This window comes from Novosphingobium sp. UBA1939 (assembly GCF_002336885.1).
Classification (GTDB): Bacteria; Pseudomonadota; Alphaproteobacteria; order Sphingomonadales; family Sphingomonadaceae; genus Novosphingobium.
This window is the reverse complement of the sequence record NZ_DDFB01000072.1, coordinates 1-24225: the sequence shown is the minus strand read 5'-3', so window position 1 is coordinate 24225 and position 24225 is coordinate 1. Positions and strand designations below refer to the sequence as shown.

The 24225-nt window shown below is 66.4% G+C and carries 26 protein-coding genes and 1 pseudogene; 9 read left to right on the top strand and 18 right to left on the bottom strand.

Annotated features, from left to right (window positions below):
• Positions 1–17 precede the first annotated feature (17 nt).
• Entirely contained in the window at positions 18–590 is a 573-nt protein-coding gene (locus tag B3547_RS10155) for a septal ring lytic transglycosylase RlpA family protein (RefSeq protein ID WP_292962712.1), read from the top strand.
• A 59-nt stretch (positions 591–649) separates the two neighbouring features.
• Here the strand turns inward: B3547_RS10155 and rplI are convergent, their stop codons facing one another.
• Genes rplI through rpsF form a run of 3 tightly spaced genes read right to left on the bottom strand, consistent with a single transcriptional unit; the run spans position 650 to position 1846 of the window.
• On the bottom strand, positions 650–1243 hold the full coding sequence (rplI, locus tag B3547_RS10150) for a 50S ribosomal protein L9 (protein WP_124808700.1): 594 nt from the start codon (positions 1241–1243) through the stop codon (positions 650–652).
• A gap of 12 nt (positions 1244–1255) precedes the next feature.
• Positions 1256–1480: a 30S ribosomal protein S18 gene (gene rpsR / locus B3547_RS10145; protein ID WP_011445073.1), complete on the bottom strand. Its 225-nt coding sequence runs from the start codon at positions 1478–1480 to the stop codon at positions 1256–1258.
• 3 nt (positions 1481–1483) lie between these two features.
• On the bottom strand, positions 1484–1846 hold the full coding sequence (gene rpsF / locus B3547_RS10140; RefSeq protein WP_124808699.1) for a 30S ribosomal protein S6: 363 nt from the start codon (positions 1844–1846) through the stop codon (positions 1484–1486).
• A 211-nt stretch (positions 1847–2057) separates the two neighbouring features.
• Here rpsF and B3547_RS10135 point away from each other — a divergent pair, with 211 nt between their 5' ends.
• Complete coding sequence (locus B3547_RS10135; protein ID WP_292962682.1) at positions 2058–2837, top strand: enoyl-CoA hydratase; 780 nt, start codon at positions 2058–2060, stop codon at positions 2835–2837.
• A 9-nt stretch (positions 2838–2846) separates the two neighbouring features.
• Here B3547_RS10135 and B3547_RS10130 read toward each other — a convergent pair whose 3' ends face one another.
• Complete coding sequence (locus tag B3547_RS10130) at positions 2847–3845, bottom strand: 2-hydroxyacid dehydrogenase (protein ID WP_292962679.1); 999 nt, start codon at positions 3843–3845, stop codon at positions 2847–2849.
• A gap of 125 nt (positions 3846–3970) precedes the next feature.
• Between B3547_RS10130 and B3547_RS10125 the strand changes: the two genes are divergently transcribed.
• The gene (locus tag B3547_RS10125) at positions 3971–4393 is read left to right on the top strand and encodes a CHRD domain-containing protein (protein WP_124808696.1); all 423 of its coding nucleotides are present in this window, start codon (positions 3971–3973) and stop codon (positions 4391–4393) included.
• Positions 4394–5287: 894 nt separating this feature from the next.
• On the opposite strand, the gene B3547_RS10120 is transcribed toward B3547_RS10125, so the two are convergent.
• From B3547_RS10120 to B3547_RS10105, 4 genes are all read right to left on the bottom strand, one after another.
• A complete protein-coding gene (locus B3547_RS10120) occupies positions 5288–6502 on the bottom strand; it encodes an argininosuccinate synthase (RefSeq protein WP_125955903.1) in 1215 nt (404 codons plus the stop codon).
• Between the two features lie 115 nt (positions 6503–6617).
• The gene (gene aqpZ / locus B3547_RS10115; protein ID WP_292962676.1) at positions 6618–7307 is read right to left on the bottom strand and encodes an aquaporin Z; all 690 of its coding nucleotides are present in this window, start codon (positions 7305–7307) and stop codon (positions 6618–6620) included.
• Between the two features lie 62 nt (positions 7308–7369).
• Positions 7370–8659, bottom strand: coding sequence for a class I SAM-dependent methyltransferase (locus B3547_RS10110; RefSeq protein WP_292962709.1), 1290 nt, complete (start codon positions 8657–8659; stop codon positions 7370–7372).
• Between the two features lie 227 nt (positions 8660–8886).
• Positions 8887–9171, bottom strand: coding sequence for a GIY-YIG nuclease family protein (locus B3547_RS10105; RefSeq protein WP_292962673.1), 285 nt, complete (start codon positions 9169–9171; stop codon positions 8887–8889).
• A gap of 349 nt (positions 9172–9520) precedes the next feature.
• Here B3547_RS10105 and B3547_RS10100 point away from each other — a divergent pair, with 349 nt between their 5' ends.
• Positions 9521–11566, top strand: coding sequence for a S46 family peptidase (locus B3547_RS10100; RefSeq protein ID WP_125955898.1), 2046 nt, complete (start codon positions 9521–9523; stop codon positions 11564–11566).
• Here the strand turns inward: B3547_RS10100 and B3547_RS10095 are convergent.
• Both B3547_RS10095 and rlmN read right to left on the bottom strand, forming a co-directional pair.
• On the bottom strand, positions 11524–12837 hold the full coding sequence (locus B3547_RS10095; RefSeq protein ID WP_292962707.1) for an SAM-dependent methyltransferase: 1314 nt from the start codon (positions 12835–12837) through the stop codon (positions 11524–11526). The two genes, B3547_RS10100 and B3547_RS10095, sit on opposite strands and share 43 nt — an antisense overlap.
• A 127-nt stretch (positions 12838–12964) precedes the next feature.
• Complete coding sequence (rlmN, locus tag B3547_RS10090) at positions 12965–14212, bottom strand: 23S rRNA (adenine(2503)-C(2))-methyltransferase RlmN (protein ID WP_124808692.1); 1248 nt, start codon at positions 14210–14212, stop codon at positions 12965–12967.
• Between the two features lie 274 nt (positions 14213–14486).
• Between rlmN and B3547_RS10085 the strand changes: the two genes are divergently transcribed.
• On the top strand, positions 14487–15161 hold the full coding sequence (locus B3547_RS10085; protein WP_124808691.1) for an outer membrane protein: 675 nt from the start codon (positions 14487–14489) through the stop codon (positions 15159–15161).
• Between the two features lie 115 nt (positions 15162–15276).
• Here B3547_RS10085 and B3547_RS10080 read toward each other — a convergent pair whose 3' ends face one another.
• The 6 genes from B3547_RS10080 to B3547_RS10055 all read right to left on the bottom strand — a co-directional run bounded on the left by B3547_RS10080 (position 15277) and on the right by B3547_RS10055 (position 19432).
• Positions 15277–15786 (bottom strand): hypothetical protein, encoded by a 510-nt coding sequence (locus tag B3547_RS10080; RefSeq protein WP_292962666.1) that lies wholly within the window; start codon positions 15784–15786, stop codon positions 15277–15279.
• 3 nt (positions 15787–15789) lie between these two features.
• On the bottom strand, positions 15790–15993 hold the full coding sequence (locus B3547_RS10075; RefSeq protein ID WP_125955892.1) for a hypothetical protein: 204 nt from the start codon (positions 15991–15993) through the stop codon (positions 15790–15792).
• On the bottom strand, positions 15993–16184 hold the full coding sequence (locus tag B3547_RS10070) for a DUF4169 family protein (protein WP_292962663.1): 192 nt from the start codon (positions 16182–16184) through the stop codon (positions 15993–15995). The genes B3547_RS10075 and B3547_RS10070 overlap by 1 nt, the downstream gene beginning before the upstream one ends.
• Entirely contained in the window at positions 16184–16825 is a 642-nt protein-coding gene (locus tag B3547_RS10065) for a phosphoglycerate mutase family protein (protein ID WP_292962661.1), read from the bottom strand. Before B3547_RS10065 ends, B3547_RS10070 begins: the two co-directional genes overlap by 1 nt.
• A gap of 40 nt (positions 16826–16865) precedes the next feature.
• Complete coding sequence (locus tag B3547_RS10060) at positions 16866–17354, bottom strand: GreA/GreB family elongation factor (protein WP_124808687.1); 489 nt, start codon at positions 17352–17354, stop codon at positions 16866–16868.
• Between the two features lie 77 nt (positions 17355–17431).
• Entirely contained in the window at positions 17432–19432 is a 2001-nt protein-coding gene (locus tag B3547_RS10055; RefSeq protein ID WP_292962657.1) for a lytic transglycosylase domain-containing protein, read from the bottom strand.
• Between the two features lie 119 nt (positions 19433–19551).
• On the opposite strand from B3547_RS10055, the gene dapA reads away from it, so the two are divergent.
• The gene (gene dapA / locus B3547_RS10050) at positions 19552–20433 is read left to right on the top strand and encodes a 4-hydroxy-tetrahydrodipicolinate synthase (RefSeq protein WP_292962655.1); all 882 of its coding nucleotides are present in this window, start codon (positions 19552–19554) and stop codon (positions 20431–20433) included.
• A gap of 129 nt (positions 20434–20562) precedes the next feature.
• Here dapA and B3547_RS10045 read toward each other — a convergent pair whose 3' ends face one another.
• Positions 20563–21345 (bottom strand): 3-hydroxybutyrate dehydrogenase, encoded by a 783-nt coding sequence (locus tag B3547_RS10045; protein WP_125955883.1) that lies wholly within the window; start codon positions 21343–21345, stop codon positions 20563–20565.
• 49 nt (positions 21346–21394) lie between these two features.
• A complete protein-coding gene (locus B3547_RS10040; RefSeq protein WP_292962651.1) occupies positions 21395–22531 on the bottom strand; it encodes a patatin-like phospholipase family protein in 1137 nt (378 codons plus the stop codon).
• Positions 22532–22713: 182 nt separating this feature from the next.
• Between B3547_RS10040 and smpB the strand changes: the two genes are divergently transcribed.
• The 3 genes and pseudogenes from smpB to B3547_RS10025 all read left to right on the top strand — a co-directional run.
• Positions 22714–23196, top strand: a complete 483-nt coding sequence (gene smpB, locus B3547_RS10035) for an SsrA-binding protein SmpB (protein ID WP_124808682.1) — start codon at positions 22714–22716, stop codon at positions 23194–23196.
• Positions 23197–23288: 92 nt separating this feature from the next.
• Positions 23289–23849, top strand: coding sequence for a DUF2062 domain-containing protein (locus tag B3547_RS10030; protein ID WP_124808681.1), 561 nt, complete (start codon positions 23289–23291; stop codon positions 23847–23849).
• Positions 23846–24225: pseudogene (locus B3547_RS10025) on the top strand (hybrid sensor histidine kinase/response regulator); the annotation flags it as partial. The gene B3547_RS10030 and the pseudogene B3547_RS10025, both read left to right, overlap by 4 nt.

Sequence of the window (24225 nt, the reverse complement as noted above, 5' to 3'; positions counted from 1 at the left end):
CAGGTTAAGAAGGTATGATGCGGTTTCGGGCGAATATCGGTGGGGCAATGGCGCTTTTGCTGGCGCTGTCCGGCTGCGCGGGCGGCGGTGGTGGCGGTTTCCGTCCGGTCAGCGATACGCCGGTGCGGATCGGTCCGGCCTATACCGTGCGTGGGCAGACTTACGTGCCCGCCGCCAGCCCCACCTATGATATGCTCGGCTATGCCAGTTGGTATGGCCATGAATCGGGCAACCGCACCGCCAACGGGGAGGCGTTCATTCCCGGCTGGGTCACCGCCGCGCATACCACGCTGCCGCTGCCGAGCTACGTGGAAGTTACCGCGCTTGATAGCGGCCGCCGGATCATCGTGCGGGTCAACGATCGCGGGCCGTTCGTCGGCCGTGCGCGGATCATCGACCTGTCGCGCGGCGCGGCGGACCAACTCGGCGTGCGCGCGCAGGGCCAGGTGGCGGTGCGCGTGCGCCGGGTGGAACCTTCGGAAGATGACCGCGCGCGCCTGCGCCGGGGCCAGCCCGCGCGCGCGCTGCCGCCCGTTCCCGAACCGATCCTGCGCAACCTGCGCGGCCAGCTTTCGGCGGCGGGGTTCTGACACAACAAAAAAGGGGCACCCGTGGGGCGCCCCTTTCCCGTTTGCTTGTCGCGAAGCGATCAGGCTTCCGCGGCGCGTTCTTCCAGCAGTTCCGCCGGGATTTCGCCGGGTTCGAGGTTCGGATCGACTTCCTCGGTGAAGCCGCCGGCTTCGTTGTCGAACATCGCGTCGATCACGTTGACGCCCTGCGACTGGAGTTCGGCTTCGTCCGGCGAACGGGCGACGTTCACCTTGACCTGAACCGAAACTTCCGGGTGCAGCGCAACGCGGACCGGGAACACGCCGATGGTCTTGATCGGGCGTTCGAGAACGATCATCGCCTTCGACACCTTGGCGCCCTGATCGACCAGGGCTTCCACGATGTCGCGGACCGAAACCGAGCCATAGAGATGGCCGGCGTTCGACGACGCGCGGATGAGCACGACTTCCTTGCCTTCGACCGAACCGGCTTCCTTGCCAGCTTCTTCGCGGCGGGCCGCGTTATCGGCCTCGATGCGGGCGCGGTTGGCTTCGAAGACCTTGCGGTTGGCTTCGTTGGCGCGCAGCGCCTTCTTGTTGGGCAGCAGATAGTTGCGCGCGTAGCCGTCCTTGACGGTCACTTCGTCGCCGATGGTGCCCAGCTTCTCGATGCGCTCGAGCAGGATGATCTGCATGGGTAGCGCTCCTTACTTGACGATGTAGGGCAGCAGGCCGATGTGCCGGGCGCGCTTGATCGCCTGGCTCAGCTCGCGCTGCTTCTTGGCCGAAACCGCGGTGATGCGGCTGGGGACGATCTTGCCACGTTCGGACATGAAGCCCTGCAGCAGGCGCACGTCCTTGTAGTCGATCTTCGGCGCGTTCTTGCCCGAGAACGGGCAGCTCTTGCGGCGGCGGAAAAACGGACGAGCCATCTCTTATTCCCCTTCGCGTTCGCGGCGACGGCTACGGTCGCGTTCGTTCTTGCGCATCATCACCGACGGGCCGCCTTCGTGCTCGTCCACGCGGATCGTCATGTAGCGGATGACGTCTTCGTTGATCTGCGTCTGGCGCTCCAGCTCGGCCACCACGCCGGCGGGGGCGTCGATGTTGAGCATCACGAAGTGCGCCTTGCGGTTCTTCTGGATCTTGTAGGCCAGCGAACGGAGGCCCCAGGTCTCGGTCTTGGTGACCTTGCCGTTGTTGCTCTCGACGATTTCGGTGGCGGTGGCGGCAAGCGCATCGACCTGAGCCTGGCTCAGATCCTGGCGCGCCAGAAAGACATGCTCGTAAAGCGGCATGCTTCGCGTCCTTTCATCTTCTAACCGATCGCTGGCTGATCCGCGGGATTGCGGGGCCCCTCCGGCTTTCTTCGAATCCCGTAAGTCACGGGAAGCTGCGGCCCTTAGCGGATTCCGGGCGGAACGCAAGGGGCTTCGGTCCGTTCGCGGGCTTGATCGCGCGTCACGCAAGGGGCCATAATGGCACGAAACAACTCCGGGAGGATGTCTGATGCCCGTTACCGTCGATCGCGAAGGAGCGGTTGCCATCGTCACGCTCAACCGGCCGGAGGCGATGAACGCGCTGTCGCGCGCCATGCGGGCCAGCCTTGCCCGCGCCATGCAGGAACTGGACGGCGACGACGGCATCCGCGCGGTGGTTCTGACCGGAGCAGGGGAGCGCGCCTTCACCGCCGGGCTGGACCTCAAGGAACTGGGCGCGGACACGTCCAACCTGGGCGCGGCGAATGCAGAGGCGGCGGAGGAGAACCCGGTCAAGGCGATCGAGCAGTGCCGCAAGCCGGTGATCGGCGCGATCAACGGCGTCGCCATCACCGGCGGGTTCGAACTGGCGATTGCCTGCGACATCCTGATCGCGTCCGAAAACGCGCGCTTTGCCGATACCCATGCGCGCGTGGGCATCATGCCGGGCTGGGGCCTTTCGCAGAAACTCTCGCGCCTGATCGGCATCGCCCGTGCCAAGGAGCTTTCGCTGTCGGGCAATTTCCTCGACGCGCGCACTGCCGCCGATTGGGGTCTGGTCAACCGCGTGGTCCCGCCGGCGGACTTGCTCGCCACGGCGAAGCGGCTGGCGCACGACATCGCCGGGGCTGATCCGGCGATGGTCACTGCCTACAAGAAGCTGATCGACGATGGCTATGCGCTGCCGTTCGGCGAGGCGATCGCGCTGGAACATCGCGTTTCTGTTGCCGCCAACAGCCAGGTCAGCGCCGAGGACGTCGAGGCGCGACGCCGCGCGGTGATCGAACGCGGCCGCAGCCAGAAGTGTTAAGCCGAACCCTCAACGCGGCACGAGGTGTGCCGTTTCGGGCACCGGGGTTACCGGCGCGCGATCGGTGAACCAGCGGACGAGGTTTTCCACCTGCAATGCGCCCATCGCCGCGCGCGTCCGTTCTGAACCCGAGCCGACATGTGGCAGCAGCACCGACCGGGGATGGGCAAGCAGGCCTTCGGGCACCTGCGGTTCGTGCGCGTAGACGTCGAGCCCGGCGGCGAGGATGGTGCCATTCGCCAGCGCCGCTACCAGCGCGTCCTCGTCCACGATCGAGCCACGCCCGATATTGACGAGGATGCCGTCGGGGCCGAGCGCGGCGAGCACCGCGGCATCGACCATCTTGTCGGTCTCGGCCGTTCCCGGCGCGGCGACGATCAGCACATCGCAGGTCTGCGCCAGCGCGCGCGCATCGGGATACCACGGGTAATCCACGCCTTGCTGCCGGGTGCGCCCGTGGTAGGCGATATCCACCCCGAAGCCTTCCAGCCGCCGCGCGATCGCCTTGCCGATGGCGCCGAGCCCGAGGATGCCCACGCGCCGGCCGCGCAGCGAGGGGGACAGGCGGAAGCGCTCCTGCGGCCACAGCCCGGCGCGCAAATGCCGTTCGGCTTGCGGGATCTGCCGGATCGTCGCCAGCAGCAGGCCCAGGGCGAGGTCCGCCGTCTCGTCCACCAGCACGCCGGGGGTGTTGGTGACGATCGCGCCGGCTTTCACGGCGGCGGCCACGTCCACGTTGTCATACCCCACGCCGAAGCTGGCGATGATCTCCAGCGCGGGCAGGCGTTCGATCAGGTCGGCGCGGACCTTGCCGAACAGTGTGGTCGTGGCGATTCCCCGGATCCGCGCGCCGTGCGCGGCGAAAAAGGCGTCCGGATCGTCCTGCTCCCACAGTCGGTGCACGGTGAAGGTCGCTTCGAGCGCTTCGGTAACGCCCGAGCGGATCGGGGCGGTGACGAGAATGTCGATGCTCTGCAAGGCGTTGGGCAAGGCGTTGGGGGGCGTCATGTGCGGCTCATGGATCGACGGCGCGGATCAGGCAAGGCCATGGTTCCTTGCGGCGCGCGTGCGGTGTATCGCTAGCGATGGGCCGGGGGCGAGTCCGTATCTCCGGTCGATGGAGAGACGTTGCAATGAACAAGGCTATCCTGCTGGCGCCCGCTCTGGCGCTGTCGCTTGCCGTTACCCCCGCATTCGCCGCGACCACGATCCTGACCGCGACGCTGGCCGGCGCCAACGAGCCGGCGGGCGGCGATCCCGACGGCACGGGTTCGTTCCGCGCGGAACTCGATCCCGACAGCGGCGATTTCTGCTACACGCTGTCCGGCGCTAAGATCGCCAAGCCGACCATGGCCCACGTGCACACCGGCGCGGCCGGCGTCGATGGGCCGCCGTTGGCCACGCTGGAAGTCACCGGGCCGACCAGCGATGCCTGCATCGCCATGGAACCGGACCAGATCAAGAAGATCCTCGCCGACCCGGCGGGGTTCTACGTCAACATCCATACCGACGATTTCCCCAAGGGCGCGGTGCGGGGGCAGCTCGCCAAGCCGTGATCTTCGAGAGGCAGGGGTGGCGCGCGGCAAGCCCACCCCGCTGCGACTAACGCCACCTGCGGCGGCGCAAGTCTCGCTCCCCTCCCGCNNCCTGCGGGAGGGGTTGGGGGTGGGCAATCCAAGCGTCTCATTCGCCAGCGAGACAATCGCCCTAACGCAAATGGAGGCCGGCATCGCTGCCGGCCTCCACTGCCGCCGCCCTCAGGCGGGTTCCTTCGCCAGACCGTGCCTTCTGTCCGAAAGCGTGCCATCCGGGGCGCGAAGCCCCTAGGCCGTTGCCTGGACGATGCTTGCGCATACCTTCGGCAACTGACGCTTCCTGCATCCGGGCCGGATCCTGCCGGCGGGGCAGGGGCGGCGTTGGTTCCCGCTGCCGGCCTCGCGGCCATGGGCGGGCGTTTTTCCTTCGTGTCCGGGCACCGCTCCCTCGGGTCGAGCCGAGAAAGGCGCGCCGTCGGACGGACCCCCGCGGGTCTGAAGGATCGGCGCTGCGTTCCGCTTTCGCCGTGGCCGGACCTTTCGCGCCGGGTGGAGGCAGAGCCCTTGCCGCGCGATACGCCCCGCTGGCGTCACCGTTGCACTCGCCTTACCGATTTGTCCGGTCACACTTCCCCGCTCCGCCGGGCACGGATGATACCCTGCGGCCGATTGAAACGCGTACTTTCCAGATCGGGTCTCTGGAGAAAAACTCCTGAATTCATCGGCTTGCGCTTCAGATTTCGGGTCGCTTTCCCTTTCGACAAGCCAATGCTGCGCCTGCGGTCTGAGTCGCGCAAGCGGAAACCCTGGAAGTTATCCACAGGTGATCGGTTTTGCGGTGGACAACTTGAACCGACCCCGTCAGAGAAACCGGTTTTCGTCTTCTGATTCGAATGCTGACCGGTTCCCGACCGCTCAGCGGTCGCGCTGGGCCAGCAGACGCAGGCGCAACGCGTTGAGCTTGATGAAGCCGGCCGCGTCCTTCTGGTCGTAGGCGCCGGCATCGTCCTCGAACGTGACGTGCCGTTCCGAATAGAGGCTGTCGGGCGATTTGCGGCCGACCACCGAGGCAAGGCCCTTGTAGAGCTTGAGCCGCACGGTGCCGTTTACGCGCGCTTGCGAATGGTCGATCGCGGCCTGCAGCATCTCGCGCTCAGGCGCAAACCAGAAGCCGTTGTAGATCAGCTCCGCATACTTGGGCATCAGCTCGTCCTTGAGGTGCGCGGCCCCCCGGTCGAGCGTGATCGATTCGATGCCCCGGTGCGCGACGGCGTAGATCGTGCCGCCCGGCGTTTCGTACATGCCGCGGCTCTTCATGCCGACGAAGCGGTTCTCGACGAGGTCGAGCCGGCCGATGCCGTGCTTGCGGCCGAGTTCGTTGAGCGCGGTCAGCAGCGTGGCCGGGCTCATCGCCTCGCCATTGAGCGCTACGCCATCGCCCTTCTCGAAATCGATGGTGATGTATTCCGGCTGGTCGGGCGCGTCTTCCGGGTTGACCGTGCGCGAATAGACGTAGTCCGGCGTCTCGTCCCACGGGTTCTCCAGCACCTTGCCTTCGGACGAGGTGTGCAGAAGGTTGGCGTCGGTGGAGAACGGGCTTTCGCCGCGCTTGTCCTTGGGCACGGGGATCTGGTGCTTTTCCGCCCAGGCGATCAGCGCGGTGCGGCTGGTGAGGTCCCATTCGCGCCAGGGGGCGATGACCTTGATCGAGGGATCGAGCGCATAGGCCGAAAGCTCGAAGCGGACCTGATCGTTGCCCTTGCCGGTGGCGCCGTGCGCAACCGCGTCGGCGCCGGTTTCCTTGGCGATCTCGATCAGGCGCTTGGAAATCAGCGGCCGCGCGATCGAGGTGCCGAGCAGGTAATCGCCTTCGTAGCGGGCATTGGCGCGCATCATCGGGAACACGAAATCGCGCACGAATTCCTCGCGCAGGTCGTCGATGTAGATATGCTCGGCCTTCACGCCCATCAGTTCGGCCTTGGCGCGCGCCGGCCCGAGTTCCTCGCCCTGTCCGAGATCGGCGGTGAAGGTCACCACCTCGCAATTGTAGGTCACCTGCAGCCACTTGAGGATGACGGAGGTGTCAAGGCCGCCGGAATAGGCAAGGACGACGCGCTTGATATCGGACATGATCGGCGATTCCCCGTGAGATAAGCGCGCGGCGCGTAACAGGACGGGGGCCGTATCGCAAGCGGCCGGCCCATCCGGACCGGCCGCGCAGGAAAGCGGTGGTTGAAGGGCGCCGTCAGTCCGAGTTGGTCAGCAGCGTCTTCCACATCAGCCCGCCGATCGCCGCGCCCGCCAGCGGCGCCACCCAGAACAGCCAGAGCTGGTGGAGGGCGTCGGTGGTGGCGACGAAGGCCACGCCGGTCGAACGCGCAGGGTTGACCGAGGTGTTGGTCACCGGGATCGAGATCAGGTGGATCAGCGTGAGTGCGAGGCCGATGGCGATCGGCGCGAACCCGGCCGGAACGGCGGAGGACGTCGATCCCAGGATCACGATCAGGAAGCCGGCGGTCAGGATGGTTTCGATCAGCAGCGCCGAATGCAGCGAATAGCCGCCGGGCGAGAGCGCGCCATAGCCGTTCGAGGCGAAGCCGCCCGCTTCGAAGCCGGGCTTGCCGCTGGCGATGGCATAGAGCGCCGCCGCCGCGATCACCGCGCCCAGCACTTGTGCGATCCAGTAGGGGATCAGGTCTTTCCAGCCGAAGCGCCCGGCGACGGCGAGCCCCAGCGACACGGCCGGGTTGAAATGCCCGCCCGAGATGCCGCCCACCGCATAGGCCATGGTCAGCACCGTCAGCCCGAACGCCAGCGCCACGCCGGCGAACCCGATGCCGAGTTGGGGGAAGGCGGCGGCCAGCACGGCCGATCCGCACCCGCCGAACACAAGCCAGAACGTGCCGAATCCCTCGGCAGCCAGTCTCTTGATCATGATCGTTCCTCTCCACTTACCCGGGGTTTTTCCCCTTTTGGTATCGTTGCCGCGCGGCCTGGCTATTCCGCCGCCTGCTTCAGCGCGGGATCGAGATGCCAGGCCGGCGCTGTATCGCTGGCGCGCAGGCGGGCGCTTTCCTCCACCATCCGGTCGCGGATCATCGGGATCGCGTCGCGCCGCTTCACGTACTGGAGCTGCCAGTTGACCAGCCCACCATAGCGGAACGCCTGCTCCGCCCCGGCCAGGTAGAATTCCCACATGCGGTAGAACCGCTCGTCATAGAGCGCCACGATCTCGTCGCGGTGCAGCCGGGTGCGGTTGTACCATTCCTCCAGCGTGTGCGCGTAATGGAAGCGCATGGCTTCCACGTCGGTCACCTGCCAGCCGGCCTTTTCGCTCTCGCTCACCAGTTCGGACAGCGCGGGGATGTAGCCGCCGGGGAAGATGTACTTGCGCGTCCAGGCATCGGTGGTGCCGGGAGGGCCGGCGCGGCCGCAGCAATGCGAGAACATCACGCCATCAGGCTTGAGCAGGCGGTGGGTATGTTCGAAGAACGCCGGATACTGCGGCGTGCCCACATGCTCCAGCAGACCGACCGAGGTGATCCGGTCGAATTCGCCCTGCACGTCGCGATAGTCCATCAGCTCGAACTTCACGCGGTCGGCCACGCCCAGCTCCGCGGCGCGTTCGCGGCAGAACTCGATCTGGTCGGGCGCGAGCGCCACCCCCAGCACGTCCACGTCGTAATGCCGGTGCAGATAGAGCGCCAGGCCCCCCCAGCCGCAGCCGATATCGAGCACGCGCTTGCCCGATGAGGTGGCGCGGTCGAGATTGAGCTTGGCCGCGATGTGCGCCTTCTTGTCGAGCTGCGCCTGTTCCAGGCTGATCGCCGGATCGCGGTAATAGGCCATGGTGTATTGCCGGTCCTCGTCGAGGAACAGTTCGTAGAGCCGGCGGGTGAGGTTATAGGTGTACTCGGCGTTCTTGCGGGCCGAGCGCCGGTCGTTGAAGCTGTCGACCGTGGCCGCGGCACGGTCCAGCAGCTTGCGCAGCGGCCCCTTGGCGCCCAGCGCGCGCTCGTGATCGCCTTCGGCATTGAGCGCCACGAACAGCACCAGATCGCGGATGTCGTGCGGCGGTTCGATCACCATCCGCCCGTCCATATAGGCCTCGCCGGCGCCCACGCGCGGATAGCGCGCGATGTGCGTCGAGGCGCCCTTGTCGGTCAGCCGGATGCGCAAGGGCGCGTCCGTGCCCGGCCCATAGGCGTATTCCTTGCCATCGTGATCGATGACGATGAGCCGACCCTTGCGGATCAGCCGGCGAAGCATCTGGTCAAGCAGCCACATCGACATGGGAGACTATGGCAAAGCGGAGGCGAGGCAAGGGGGAATCGAACCATGAGGCGGGCGATGGTGTGGGTTGGGCGGGCGGGGGGGGGCACCGCGCGCGTCCTTCGACAAGCTCAGGACGAACGGGGGGGTGCCCACAGCCCAACGGTCCCACAGTCCCGAAGCCCCACCGCTCCACATCCGCTCATCCTGAGCCTGTCGAAGGATGCGCGCAAACCGGGCCTTCAGCCCTTGTGGTTCCGCGCCAGCATCTTGAGCCTTTCCCAGTCGCCGGCGATAAGGGCTTCCTTCTTCGCCCGGCTCCATCCCTTTATCCGCCGTTCGGCCGCGAAAGTTTCGTCGCGCGACGGGAAGGTTTCGGACCAGGCCATCGTCACGGGCCGGCGTGGCGCGGTGTAGCCAGCCACCGCGCCGGTCTGGTGCTGCGCCATGCGGGATTCGAGATCATCGGTATGGCCGACGTAATACGAGCCGTCATTGCAGCGCAGGAGGTAGGTGTGAAAGGCCATTGTCGCGGTCTAGCGGCAGCGCGCATCCTTCGACAGGCTCAGGATGAGCGGATTTGGTTGGAAGCCGGCGCCGACCGCAAGAACGATCCCACTGCCACACCCACTCATCCCGAGCTTTTCGAAAGATGCGAGCATGAGCGATCTGGCCCACACTCCAACATTTCCCTTTCCTACCCCCGCCCGCCGTGGCAACCCTCCGCGCATGATTTCAGCCGGAACCGCTTTTCCGTCTGCGCGGGAGCGTATTTGTGCGCCCGCGATGCCGGCTGAACGGTGATTGACGATGTTTCTCAGGACCGTGTCAACTTCGTCAACTTCGCTGCCAACCCCAACAAGGACACCCCTGTTCATGCGCCGTATTCTCCTGGCTTCCGCGACCCTTGCCGCGCCGTTCCTGCTCGCTGCCCCGGCCCAGGCCGATGAAGGCATGTGGACGTTCGATGCCTTTCCCGCCGCGACGATGAAGAAGGATTACGGCTGGGCGCCCGATCAGAAATGGCTCGATCGCGTGCGTGCCTCCGCCGTGCGGTTGACCGGCGGCTGTTCGGCCAGCTTCGTTTCGCCCGATGGCCTGATCCTCACCAACCATCACTGCGTGGTCGAATGCGCGCAGAACCTTTCGACGCAGCAGGCCGATCTCGTCGCCAACGGCTTCATCGCCGCCCGGCGCGAGGAGGAGCGCAAGTGCCCCGGCCAGCAGGCCGAGGTCGTTACCGCGATCACCGATGTGACGGCGGACGTGAAAGGCGCGATCGGCGCGCTGGCGGGCGAGGCGCTGGTCAAGGCGCGCGATGCGAAGATCGCCGAGATCGAGAAGGCCGGGTGCAAGGATACCGCGACCACGCGTTGCCAGGTCGTCACGCTGTTCGGGGGCGGGCAGTACAAGCTCTACACCTATCGCAAGTATTCCGACGTGCGCCTGGTCTGGGCGCCCGAGTTCCAGGCCGCGTTCTTCGGCGGCGATCCGGATAACTTCAACTATCCGCGCTATGCGCTCGATGCCTCGTTCCTGCGGGCCTACGAGAACGGCAAGCCGGTGAAGGTGGCGGCGTTCCTCAAGTGGAGCCCGCGCGCGCCGCAGCCGGGCGAGGCGACCTTCGTGGTCGGCAATCCGGGTTCCACGCAGCGCCTGTTCACGTCCGACCAGCTGGCTTTCCAGCGCGCGGTTTCGCTGCCGCTGAACAACCGCGTCCTGTCCGAACTGCGCGGACGCCTGCTTTCGGCGATGGAGCAGAGCGCCGAACGCAAGCGTGAAGGCGGCGATACCCTGTTCGGCATCGAGAACACCCTCAAGGTGTTCATCGGCCGTGAGCAGGCGCTGAACGATCCGGCGTTCGTCAAGGTGCTGGCGGATAACGAAGCCGCGCTCAAGGCGAAGGCTGCCGGCAACGCGGCGATCGGCAATCCGTGGGGCGATGTCGCCAAGGCCGTCGGCGCCTATCGCGATCTCTACCTGCCCTATCGCTTCATCCACCCGATGAGCGACCTTTACGATTATGCGCAGTCGCTGGTGCGTGCCGCGGACGAACGGGCCAAGCCCAATGCCGAGCGGCTGCCCGGCTTTACCGATTCGCAGCTGCCCCTGCTGGAAAAGGAAGTGCTGGACGAACGGCCGATCTATCCGTGGCTGGAGCAGCTCAAGCTGGAATGGAGCCTCTCCAAGGCGCGCGAGGCGCTGGGTGCGGACGATGCGCAGACCAGGCTGATGCTGGGCCGGGAATCGCCCGAAGGGCTGGCGGCGCGGCTCGTGGGCGGCACCACGCTGGCCGATCCGGCGGTGCGCAAGGCGCTGTGGCAGGGCGGCAAGGCGGCGATCGATGCGTCCACCGATCCGCTGATAGCCTATGCCCGCCAGCTCGACGCGCGCGATCGCGAACTCCAGAAGCAGGTCGACGAACGCTATCAGGGACCGTTGGCCGCCGCCGGCGCAAAGCTCGCCGATGCGCGTTTCGCTGCCTATGGTGACAGCGTCTATCCCGATGCCACGTTCACGCTGCGCATCAGCTACGGCAAGGTCGCGGGCTGGAAGGAGCGCGGGCAGGACGTGGCCCCGGTAACCACCATGGGCGGCGCGTTCGCGCGCGCCACGGGGGCCGATCCGTTCGTGCTGGCCAAGGCTTTCGTTGCCAACGAGGCAAAGATCGACAAGTCCACGCCCTATGACTTCGTGACGACCAACGACATCATCGGCGGCAATTCCGGTTCGCCCGTGGTGGACAAGGACGGCGCGGTGATCGGCGCCGCGTTCGATGGCAACATCCATTCGCTCGGCGGCAACTATGGCTATCAGCCCGATGTGAACCGCACCGTGGTGGTCAGCACGGCGGCGGTGCAGCAGGCGCTGGAAAGGATTTACCCCGCTTCGGCGCTGGTCAGGGAACTTTCCGGCAAGTGAAGCGCTGACGCAGCACAGGGATCGGGGGCGGAGGTGCTGCCGCGTGCGGCACGCATCTCCGCTTCGGCCCTGCCGATGTAATCGCGCGTCAGCGGCACGGCATCGCGGTTGCGCACGATCTGGAACTGGAAGTTGACCAGCCCGCCGTATTCGAACGCTGTCGCGGCGCCGGCCAGATAGAACATCCACATGCGGTAGAACCGCTCGTCATAGAGCTCCTCGATCCGTGCCTGGTTGGCGGCGCACCGCTTGTACCATTCGCGGATCGTCAGACCGTAATGCCGGCGCAGGATCTCGATATCGCCCAGCATCAGCTTGTGCGGCTCGATCGCCGCCAGCGTCTCGCTCATCGCCGGGATATAGCCGCCGGGGAAGATGTATTTCCGGGTAAAGGCATCGGTGCCGCCCGGCGGATCGGAACGGCCGATGGTGTGGAGCAGCATCACGCCGTCGTCCGCCAGAAGATCGTGGCACTTGCGGAAGAAGGCGGGGAAGTTGGCCGCGCCGACATGCTCGAACATGCCGACCGAGACGATCCGGTCGAACCGCCCCTTCACGTCGCGATAATCGGTGAGGCCGAAGGTCACCTTGTCCGCCACGCCCTCGCGTTCCGCCCAGGCCTTGGCATAGGCGATCTGTTCCCGGCTCAGCGTCACGCCGTGGACGTCCACGCCAGCCACCCGGTGCAGGTGGAGCGCCAGGCCGCCCCAGCCGCAGCCGATGTCGAGCACGCGCATCCCCGGCTTCAGCGCCAGCTTGGCGGCGATGTGGTCCATCTTGGCGATCTGCGCCTGCTCCAGCGTGGTGACACCGTCCGCCCAGTAGGCGCAGGAATACTGCCGGCTGGCATCGAGGAACAGGTCATAGAGCGGATCGCCCAGGTCATAGTGATGCGCCACGTTGCGGCGCGAGGCGGTGCGCTGGTTGATCTGGTCGATCCGGCTGACGATCCGTTCGACGATCCGGCCGCCCAACCCCTTGGCCTCGAAATCGCCCGAGCGCTCCCACGGGTTGTTGCGCCGCGCGAACGTGATGAAGTCCAGGATGTCGCCGCCCTCGATGGCGATGCGGCCGTCCATGAAGGTTTCGGCAAGGCCCAGCGTGGGGTGCCGCGCGATATAGCCGGGCACGCCCGCGTCCAGCAGGCGCAGACCGAGATCCGGCCAGCCAGGTTCCGCCGTGCCATAGGTGCGAACCTTGCCGGAGTGTTCGGTCAGGGTGAGCGTACCCCGGCGGATGATCCGCCTGAGCACGCGGTCCAGCAGCAGCATCGACATCGCGGGCGACCTCATTTCGGTGTTCGAGGACGCAGCCTAACGATGGTTAGGCGGATTGGGGACAGGAAATTGCGCCGCAAACCCGATAGATAGACCGGATCGGCTGAACCTGCCTGTTCCTTCAGCCGAGCGCCGCCTGCTTTTCGTCCGCCAGCCGGTCGAGTTCCGCGCGGCTCATCTTCTGCGCGGCGGTCTTGAGCTGGCCGCAGGCCGCATCGATGTCGCGGCCACGCGGGGTGCGCACCGGGGCGCTGATGCCGGCTTCGAACACGATTTCGGCAAAGCGCTTGATCCGCTCCGGCGCCGAACATTCGTAAGGCGCGCCGGGCCAGGGGTTGAACGGGATCAGATTGACCTTGGCGGGCAGCTTGTATTGCCGGATCAGGCGCACGAGTTCGCGGGCGTCGTCGTCGCTGTCGTTCTTGTCCTTCAGCATCACGTATTCGAATGTAATGCGCCGGGCGTTGGAAGCGCCGGGGTAATCGGAGCAGGCCTGCAACAGCTGGTCCAGACCGAACTTGCGGTTGATCGGCACGATCTCGTCGCGCACGTCCTTGGTCACGGCGTGGAGCGAGACGGCCAGATTGACGCCGATTTCCTCGCCGCAGCGTTCCATCATCGGCACCACGCCGCTGGTGGACAGGGTAATGCGTCGCTTCGACAGGGCCAGTCCATCGCCATCCATCACCAGCTTCAGCGCATCGCGCACGTTGTCGAAGTTGTAGAGCGGTTCGCCCATGCCCATCATCACGATGTTGGTGAGCAGGCGCCCGTCGGAAGTATAAGTCCGCTCGTCCTCGTCTTCTTCGAGGCCCGCCATCGATCCCTTGGGCCATTCGCCCAGCGCATCGCGCGCCAGCATAACCTGGCCGACGATCTCGCCGGGCGTGAGGTTGCGGACGAGCCGCATCGTGCCGGTGTGGCAGAAGCGGCAGTTGAGCGTGCAGCCCACCTGGCTGGAGACGCACAGCGTGCCCCGGTCGGCATCCGGGATGAACACCATCTCGAAGTCGTGGCCGTCCGCCGTCTGGAGCAGCCACTTGCGCGTGCCGTCGCTGGAAACCTGCGCGGTGACGATCTCGGGCCGGCCGATGACGAAGCGTTCCGCCAGCCACGGGCGCATGGTCTTGGCGATGTCGGTCATCGCATCGAAATCGGTGACGCCGCGATGGTACAGCCAGTGGAAAACCTGCTTGGCGCGCAGCTTCGCCGCCTTGGCGTCCAGCCCGGCTTCGGCGAACAGTTCGGCGATGCGCGGGCGGGGAAGACCGATCAGATCGACGCGCCCGTCAGCGCGTGGCGTAACGTCGCGAGGAACGGGAACCGGATCGACGTGTCCGGGGATCGGCATGATCGGAATGGCTGTCATGGCTGGCCATATACGGATTTTCCTCGAAATCGCCAGTCCCGAGGGAAACGCGAACATCGACGGTGGAATCTCCGCTCGCACGCGCGCGAACATGACGGGCGCTGACGGGTTCCCCCGTCCGTCCCGCGCACAGGGAGCCTCACCGCACGGGGTGTTGTAAAAATATCGCAGCATTTTCGTTGTGTTAGGTTCATGAAACAAGCTGCGCCTTCATCCATTCGAGAAGTCCTGTCGGGTCGCAAAACCGACAGACAACAAGCGAATGGAGTGAACAATGAAGACTATCTGCGCCATCCTCGCCACCGGCACCGCGCTTGCGCTGGCAGCCCCCGCGTCCGCGCAGGAGGCTGCCCCTTCGGAAACCTTCAAGGGCCCGCGCGTCGGCGTGACGCTGGGCTACGACAAGAGCCGGTCGGGCAGCAGCGTCGACATCGACAATACCCGCAATTTCAAGCAGTCGATCGATGGCCTGCTCTATGGCGGCGAGATCGGCTATGACGTGCCGCTGGGCAGCAACCTTGTGGTCGGCGCCGATGCGGAACTGACCGACAGCACCGCAAAGTGGACCGCGCAGGGCGCGCGCCCCAACACGTTCAACCTGGGCCGGGTTTCGGCTGGTCGTGACGTCTATGTGGGCGCGCGGGTCGGTTATGCGATGTCGCCCAAGACACTGCTCTACGTGAAGGGCGGTTATACCAACGCCCGTTACGGCGTGCTTGGCAGCGATGGCACGACCACGCTCGACCAGCGGATCGACCTCGATGGCTACCGCGTCGGCGGCGGTCTGGAATATGCGTTCAGCCCGAAGACCTTCGGCCGCATCGAATACCGCTATTCGCACTACGGCAAGGGCGAGTTCGACTTCGGTGGCCAGACGCCGGACAGCAGCCGCTTCAACGTGGATACCGATCGTCACCAGATCGCGGTGACCTACGGCCTGCGCTTCTGACGGAAGCAGGCTGATCCGCTTGCGGGCGGGAAGGGCGGGCCGGGGGAAACTCCGGCCCGCTTTTCCATGCGCGAACGCCCGCTTTTCCATGCGCGAACGATTGTGCGGGGTTGCTCTACCGCCCGGCACATCCCAGCGCGGCGGCGTCCATCGCGCTGGCCGCGCCGGGAAGGCGATAGGTATCGCGAAACAGCCGGCCGTCACGCCCGCGGGCAGAGACTGTCATTTCCCGCGCCGATCGCAGCGCGGCGACGATGGCTGCATCCATGCGCGGGTCCTGCGCCCAGGCATCGGCCTGCCCGGTCGCCAGTTCGAACGACTGGCCACCCAGAGACAGCACCGCACGGCCGCTTGGCCCGATCCGACGCGAAAGGCGGATGTGGATTTCGTTGCGGGCGTTGCGCCGGGGCCACATGCCAACGGTAAAGAACGGCTGGAAATCGCGCGGGCGGCCAGTGACGGGCTGCGCCATGGCGATGGCGTAGCAGCGCGGCACGGCGGCATCGCGGAAAGCGCCCCAGTCGTTCCAGATGCCCAGGCTGTCGCGCGCCGTGGCCGGCGCGGCGGGCAACAGGCCGATCAGGCAGGCCCCGATCAGACAGGCAGGGAGCAGAAGGCGGCGCAAGAGCTATTCCCCGATGAGGTCGAGATAGGCGATCACGTCGTTGTCCGTCGCGAGGAACAGGCCGTCCTGCACCGCCTCGGACTGCGCGGCGGCGATGTCCAGCGCCTTGGTCAGCGGGCCGTAGAACAGCGTTTCCGCCGCGCCGCCTTCGGGGCCGCCATCCAGATGGTAAAGCCGCACCGTCGCGTCGTCATGGGTGGTGCGCATCAGTCCGTCTCGCGCCCGGTGTCGCGCCGCGCGCCTTCGAGCAGGCGTTCCGCGCGCGCCGTCTCCCGCGCATCGCGCTGCTTTTCCGTCTTGGTCCGGCCGAACTTCGCGCGGTTGGACGCCGCCTGCCCCTGCGCCGCATCGCGGGCCTTGGCCTTGCGGGCAAGGCGCAGGTTGACGACATCGCCCATCAGGCGTGCTCGATTCCGCGTTCGGCGCCGAACAAAACCCGTTCCCGGGCACCTTCGATCAGCGCCACCGATCCCTGCACCAGCGACGGCGCGATCGGCACGCCATGATCGGGATGGACCGGATAGCCGGCCATCATCCCGCGCAGCACGCGGCTGGAAATGCCGTGCATGACCACGATGTGATCGCGCCCGTCGGTGAGCCCTTCGTACTCGATCGCTTCCAGCCAGCATTCGAGCCGGCTGGCGATGGCGGGATAGTCCTCGCCATCGGGGGCGGGGCGCAGCAGGTGATCGGCCAGGATCACCGGCCCTTCCTCCGCTTCCACATCGGCGTAGCGGCGTTCGCACCACGATCCCATGTCGATTTCCTTGAGCGCGTTCGACCGGCGCGCCTCGAACCAGTCGAGTTCCAGCGCTTCGGCGATGATCGCCGCGGTCTGCAACGCGCGCCCGGTTTCCGAGATGTGCAGCACCACCGGCGGCCGCGCGCCCAGTTCCTCGCGCAGCGCCTTGCCCATGGCCAGCGCCTGTTCGAATCCCTGCCGCGTCAACGGGGTATGGATGTGGTTGGACTGGAGCCGGGCGGAGGCGTTGTACACCGTTTCGCCGTGGCGCATGATGAAGAAGCGGCCGGATTTCATGCGCCGCTGGTATCAGCAAAGCGCGGCACATTCCAAGGGGTCAGGCGGGATCGGGGTAGGAGATGGAGACGATTTCCCACTCCTTCTCCCCGCCGGGCAGCCGCACCACGCGCAGATCGCCCACCCGCGCGCCGCGCAGGGCACGGGCGATCGGGGCGCTCCAGCCGATCCGTCCAGCGCTCGCGTCCTGCTCGTCGTCGCCCACCAGAGTCAGCACCTTGCGGTTGTCATCCTCGTCCGCGATCTCGGCCGTGGCACCGAACAGTACGCGCGAACGGTCTTCCTGCCGTGCCGGGTCGACCATCCGCGCAGCCTTCATTCGCCGCGCCAGCCACGCCAGTTCGCGGTCGATCTCGCGCATCCGCTTGCGGCCGTAGAGGTAGTCCCCGTTCTCGGACCGGTCCCCGTTGCCGGCGGCCCAGCTCACCACCTCGACGATCTGCGGGCGTTCGGTGCCGAGCAGATGATCGTACCGCGCGCGCAGGGCGGCGAGGCCGGCGGGGGTTATGGGATTGCCGTCTGGTTTCATCGGTGCGGTATTAGCCCACGCGCCGTGTCTGGAAAGAGGATTTGGTTCACGCAACCGCGCTTGCGCGCGAACCCAAATCAGCCGGGAGACGGTTTGCCGAGGAAGTGGCTCATCGGATTGGCGCCGGTGTAGCTGGCCTTGTCGGGGTTCATTGCCTCGTAGACCACCGCGTTTTCCAGCACGCGCTGCACGTAGTTGCGCGTTTCCGAAATCGGGATGCGTTCCAGCCAGTCGACCCAGGCGATGCCGCCGGTGCGGGGATCGCCATTGGCGCGCAGCCACTTGTTCACGTTGCCCGCGCCGGCGTTATAGGCGGCGACGGCCAACGGATAGCTGCCGTTGTAGTAGCTCATCAGCCGCTGGAAATAGGCCGATCCCAGCTGGATGTTGAATCCGGCATCGTCGATCAGCGCCTGCGAGCTGAACGAAAGGCCCAGCTTGCCGGCCTGTTCGTTGGCGGTGCCGGGCATCAGCTGCATCAGCCCGCGCGCGCCGGCATGGCTGATCGCGTTCTGTGCGAACTGGCTTTCCTGCCGCGTGATGGCGTGGACCATCGTCCAGGTATCGCGGCTGTTGTCGGGCACGGGAATCAGCGGGAAGGCAATGTGCTGGAAATCGAGGTAGCCGCGCGCACCGGCGGCCTGGCCCACGATCACCCCCAGATCGCGCCGGCCCAGCGATCGGGCAAGGTCCGCCACCAGCATGTGCTGCCCTTCGCTCTGCTGCTGTTCCGCGATTTCCTTGAAGAAGCGGACGGTGGTGCGCCAGTCGGCATTGCGGGCGACTTCGCGCACGGCCTGCGTGATGGGCGCGTTCTGGAAGCGGGCGCGTTCGTCCGGAGTCGGTTGCGCGGTCGAATCCACGGCAAAGCGCGGCACCGGCTTGCCCAGCCGTTCCAGCGCGAGCAGGCCATAGAACTGGTCGGCATATTGCGCGGCCATGGCGAAATAGCGCTGCGCGTCGGCCCCGCGCCCCGCCTGCGCCGAGGCGAGCCCGGCCCAGTAGAAGCCCTTGGACCGCGTGCCCGGCGTGCGCGCGGCGGCGCCATAGCGGTAAAACAGCGGGGCCGCGTCGCTGCCCGCCCCCAGGTTCCACAGCGCCTGCGTGCCGCCGAGCCACATCAGCGAGGTATAATCGTCGCGCAGGTCGTAGGGCATCTGGCTGACGTCTTCGCCCTGATCGAAGGCATCGTCTATTCCCGCCGCGATTCGCACGGTGCTACGCGAATCGCCAGCCGATGCCGCGCCGCGCGCGTTGATCAGCAGTTCATCGACCCACTTGGCACGATCCAGCGGCTTGCGCGCGAGCGGCGGCCGGCTGGAGAGCAAGGCCCGCGCCGAGACGCCGTCACCGTTCTTCCGCAACTGGCGCACGCGCTGGTAAACAAAGCCCGGATCGCTGTTCAGCACCTGTCCGTTGATCCCGGCGGCCGCGGCATAGGGATCGGTTCCCTGCAGCGCGGCAAGGCGTGCCGCGTCGATCGGACGGCGCGCCGGCGAAACCCAGGCGAGTTCGCGCGCCGCCTGGCCTGCCGCGCCGGCCCACAGCAGCGCGTCCATGCGCGCGTCATGATCGTCTTGCGTGAACGTGGTGCCCCAGCCCGCCAGCAGCGAGGATTCGGCCGAATCGCTCATCGCTCCGCCGCGCCATGCGGCCCTGGCGACTTGCGCGGCTTCAGGCCGGCCCAGCGCTTGCAGCGCCAGCGCATATTGCGCGCGGCCGGGATTGGTCAGCGGCGGTTCCCGGTCGAAGAACGCCACCAGCCGCGCGGGATCGGCGAAATCCCGGTCCAGCGCGCTTTCCGCATAGCGGCGCAGCTTCTCCTCGTCCGGGAAGCCGGGGTAGGAAAGCACGAAGCCCGCATAATCGTTGAAGGCAAAGCGGTTCGACGAGGTCAGCAGCTTCCAGCGTTCGACGGCGAACGACATCGGCCCCTGTTGCGAGGCGGACAGTTGCGCGCGCGCCTGGTCCCACGCGCTGCCGTCATTGTCGCTCGCGTGGCAGGCGACGGATGCGGCGAGGCCCGGCAGGACCAGCGCGGTACAGGCGAATTTGCGAAGCACGGTTTTCACGTCCATGCTGGACATCCTATGGAACGGCTCCTTATCAGGCGCTGAACATGCCCGGTTCGTCGGTCAAAACCAACCACAACGGGGCGATCACCGCCGTTCTTGCGGCAAAATGAGGAACAAAGTCCATGTTTTCCGGCTCCATTCCGGCTCTGGTGACTCCTTTTCGCGACGGAGTGTTTGACGAGAAGGCGTTTCGCCGCCTTGTCGACTGGCAGATCGAGAATGGTTCGAAAGCGCTGGTTCCGTGCGGCACCACTGGCGAAGCCTCCACGCTGTCGAACGCGGAACACCACCGCGTGATCGAAGTCTGCGTGGAGCAGGCGGCGGGGCGCGTGCCGGTGATCGCGGGCTGCGGCAGCAACGATACGATGAACGCGCTGCTGCACATGACGTTCTCGCGCAAGAGCGGCGCGGCGGCGGCGCTCTGCGTCGCGCCTTATTACAACCGGCCGAGCCAGGCAGGCCTGATCGCGCATTTCAGCTATCTGGCCGAGCACAACGAACTGCCGATCATTCTTTACAACGTGCCCGGCCGCACGGTGACGGACATCCTGCCGGAAACGGTATGCGAGCTGGCCAAGCGCTACCCGGACAAGATCGTGGGCATCAAGGACGCCAGCGGCGATCTTTCGCGCGTTACCGATCACCGCATGGGCATCGGGAAGCATTTCTGCCAGCTTTCGGGTGATGACGAGCTGGCGCTGCCCGCCAACGCGGCGGGCGCGGTGGGCTGCATTTCGGTGACCGCCAACGTCGCGCCCAAGCTCTGCGCCGAATTCCAGCAGGCCTGCGCCGACAACGACATTGCCAAGGCGCGCGAGCTGAACGACCGGCTCTATCCGCTGCATTACGCGATGTTCGAGGACGCTTCGCCGGGGCCGCTCAAGTACGCGCTGACCCGGGTGCACGACTGGCTGACCGAGGACATGCGCCTACCGCTGGTGCCGTGCAGCGAAGCCGCGCGCAAGGCGGTGGACGCGGCGCTGGAACACGCCGGGCTGGTGTAACGCTCCGCGTTTTCGCCTCGTAGTTTCGTCATTGCGAGCATAGCGAAGCAATCCAGAGTCCCGCGTGAAACTTCTGGATTGCTTCGCTGCGCTCGCAATGACGATGGTCGGTTGTGAACGGTCGGAGCGTCAGTTCATGTACCAGCCGTGGCTGGCCACCAGCGATTGCCCGGTCAGCGCGTTGGTGGGGAAAGCGGCCAGGAACAGCGCGACTTCGGCGATGTCGTCGACCGTGGTGAATTCGCCATCCACGGTCTGGCCGAGCATGACCTTCTTGATCACGTCCTCTTCGGAAATGCCGAGTTCCTTGGCCTGTTCCGGGATCTGCTTGTCGACCAGCGGCGTGCGCACGAAGCCGGGGCAGATCACGTTGGTGCGCACGCCCTTCGGCCCGCCTTCCTTGGCGATCACCCGTGACAGGCCGAGCAACCCGTGCTTGGCGGTGACATAGGCGGACTTCAGCGGCGAGGCTTCCTTGGAATGGACCGAGCCCATGAACAGCACGGTGCCCGACCCCTGCTTGTACATGTGCGGCAGCACCGCCTTGGAGGTGAGGAAGGCGCCGTCGAGGTGGATCGCCAGCATCTTCTTCCAGTCCGCGAAGGCGAACTGTTCCACCGGGTTGACGATCTGGATGCCCGCGTTGGACACCAGCACGTCCACCGTGCCCCAGGCATCGACCACCTGCTGGACGCCGGCATTGACCTGATCTTCCTGCGTCACGTCCATCGCCACCGCGATCGCCTGGCCGGGATGGTCGGCGTTGATGCCGTCGGCCGCCGCCTGCGCCGCCTCGATCTTGAGGTCGGCGATCGCGATCTTGGCGCCCGCCGCGGCATAGCGCTTCGCGATGGCGAGGCCGATGCCGCTGGCCGCGCCGGTGACGATGCAGACCTTGTCCTTGAGTTCCATTTACTTGCTCCGGTTGCTTTAGGGGCGGTCCCCGAAAAGATTCTGAGATTCAGGCGAGATCCAGCGTGGCGATGCCCCGGGCGGGCGGGTGCCGCTTCTTCCAGCGCGGGCTGGCGAAGGAACGGCGCACGTCGTGCATGCCCGCCTGCCAGTGGCCTTCCATCGTTATGCGCGAAAATTCATAGTCCTTGCTCTGCGTTTCGTAATCCTCGCCCCGGTTGATGAGATGCAGGATGGTGACGGGGCTGTCGCACGAATTGGCGCGCAGCAGCGCCACGTCGGGATCGTTACGCAAGTCCTCCGGCAGCTTGTCCGACAGCCGCGCGGCGGCGGCTTCGAGCGCCTCGATCCGCTTCTGCATGTCGGTGTTGAGCCGGGTACGGCTGGAATAGCGGATGTCCTTCTCGCGCTGCGCGGCTTCCGCCAGCGTGCGCGGCATCAGTCCGCGCGCGCTGAACAGGTCCACCTGGAACACCAGCAGCGGGCGCCCGTTCCTTTCGTCGAGCACGTATTGCAGCGGCGTGTTGGAAACGATGCCGCCGTCCCAGTACGGCTCGCCGTCGATCATCACCGGCGGGAAGCCCGGCGGTAGCGCGCCGCTGGCCATGATGTGTTCGGGCTCGATCAACCGGTCGCGGTTGTCGAAATAGGCGAAGTTCCCGGTCAGCACGTTGACCGTGCCCACGCTGAAACGGGTTGGCCCTTCGTTCAGCAGGTCGAAATCGACGAGATCGAGAAGGGTCTGCCGCAACGGGGCGGTGTCGTAGAGGCTGATCGCTTCGGGCGATCCGGGCAGCGCCAGCCACGGCGGGGTCAGGCGCGGGGCGAAAAAACCGGGGATGCCGGTTAGCGCCACTGTTGCCGCCGCTGCCTCGTTGAACACGCGCCGCCCCAACCCTTCCGCGAAAGGCGAGGGGAAGGGGACGCGCGAGGACGCCTGTTCCCAGAACTCGCGCAGCCGCCGCGCGCGCCGTTCGGGCGGGTTGCCGGCGATGAGCGCCGCGTTGACCGCGCCGATCGAGATGCCGGCGATCCAGTCCGGATCGTGCCCGGCTTCGGCCAGTGCCTCGAACACGCCGGCCTGGTAGGAACCGAGCGCGCCGCCGCCCTGGAGGACGAGAACGACTTGTTCCCGGTCATCCGCCTGATTTCGGTCTTCAGATTGCCGGACCTTCGATCTGGCCATGCGCTGCTCCGCTTGCGAATCCCCGCAGAGGAAATCCCGGTCCGGTTTGTGCACTGCAACGAAGGAAGTGCAAGAGCGGTTCCCGTGCCGGCGACCTTGTTTCGCACCGTTTCGGGCGGGAGCGGCCGCTATTTGCCTGCGGGGTTCCAATTCGTTCGCCGCGCACCTACATGCTCGATACCATGGCCCGTCCGACTCCCGTTGCTTTCGACAAGAAGAAGATCGTCGCAGAGAACCGCCGTGCGCGTTTCGATTACCATATCGAGGACGTGTACGAGGCGGGAATCGTGCTGACCGGCACGGAAGTGAAATCGCTGCGCTTCGGCGAGGGATCGATCGCCGAAAGCTATGCCGAGGTCAAAGGCGGCGAGGTGTGGCTGATCAATTCCAACGTGCCCGAATTCAGCCACGGCAACCGCTTCAACCACGAGCCCAAGCGGCCGCGCAAGCTGCTGCTGAAGGAACGCGAGATTTCCAAGTTCCACGGCGCGGTGGAGCGCAAGGGCATGACGCTGGTGCCGCTGTCAGTCTATTTCAACGGCCGGGGCCGGGCCAAGGTGGAACTGGCGCTGGCCAAGGGCAAGAATGCGGCGGACAAGCGGACCACGATCAAGGAACGCGACTGGAAGCGTGAAAAGGCGCGGATCATGAAGGAGCACGGCTGACGCGCTTCACCGGTTCGAAAGCGGGGCAGGGCTAGAGCGGCGAAATCGGCCCGAAGGTGGGGCGGCGGGAAACGGGTGGAACGCAGGACGCGATGTTCGACAGGATCGTGAAATGGGCGCAGGCCAACATGCCAACGCGCGAGCAGATGGAGCAGAACCGCTTCGCCCGTCCGCTCGCCGCGCGCCATGAGCTGTGGCGGTTCACCCGCCGGTCGGTGCCGCGCGGCGTGGCGGCGGGCCTGTTCATCGGCATCTTCGCGCTGATTCCCGGCGTGCAGATCGTTGGCGCAGCACTGATGTGCGTTCCCGTCCGCGGCAATATCCCGCTGGCTGCGCTGATGACGTTCATCTCGATTCCGCCGACGACGCTGTTCGTGTTCCTGCCGGGCGCGATCTGGGTGGGCAACAGCTTCGGCTATCACGCCGATTTCCTGACGGTGCGTGAGTTGGTTACGCGCGGAGCGGGTGTGGGTGAATGGCTCGCCTGGCTGGGCAGCGATGCCGCGCCATCGCTGTTGATCGGTCTGTTCCTGATTTCGCTGCTGGCGGCGGTGGCGGGCTATGTCCTCTCGGCGCTCGGCTGGCGCTGGTGGACCGGGCACAAGCGGCGCACGCGGCTGATGCGCGCGGCCGCGCGGGATCACGCCGAATGAACGAATCGCCGCTCGCGCTTGGCCCCGTGGCGCAGGACGCCAGGGCGCCCTGGCGAGAATGGCTGTTGCTGGGCGGGGCGCTGGTGGCGACGGCCGTGCTGCTGTGGGCGGTATCGGGCGAGCCGGTGGTCGCGGCGGCCTTTGCCGGTGGCGCGCTGCTGCTGGGCGGTGCGCTTCGGCTGGCCCTGCGCCTGCGCCCGCAGGTGGCCGCGCCCGATTTCGCCGCGCCCGACTGGTCGGTGACCCATGCCGCGATCGAGCGGCCGGACATGGGCATCGCCATCACCGACCGCGCCGGCCGGTTGGCCTGCGCCAGTCTGCGGTTCAGCGAATGGTTCGGCCTTGGCGCCGCGCCGCCGCGCCTGCCGGTGTCGAA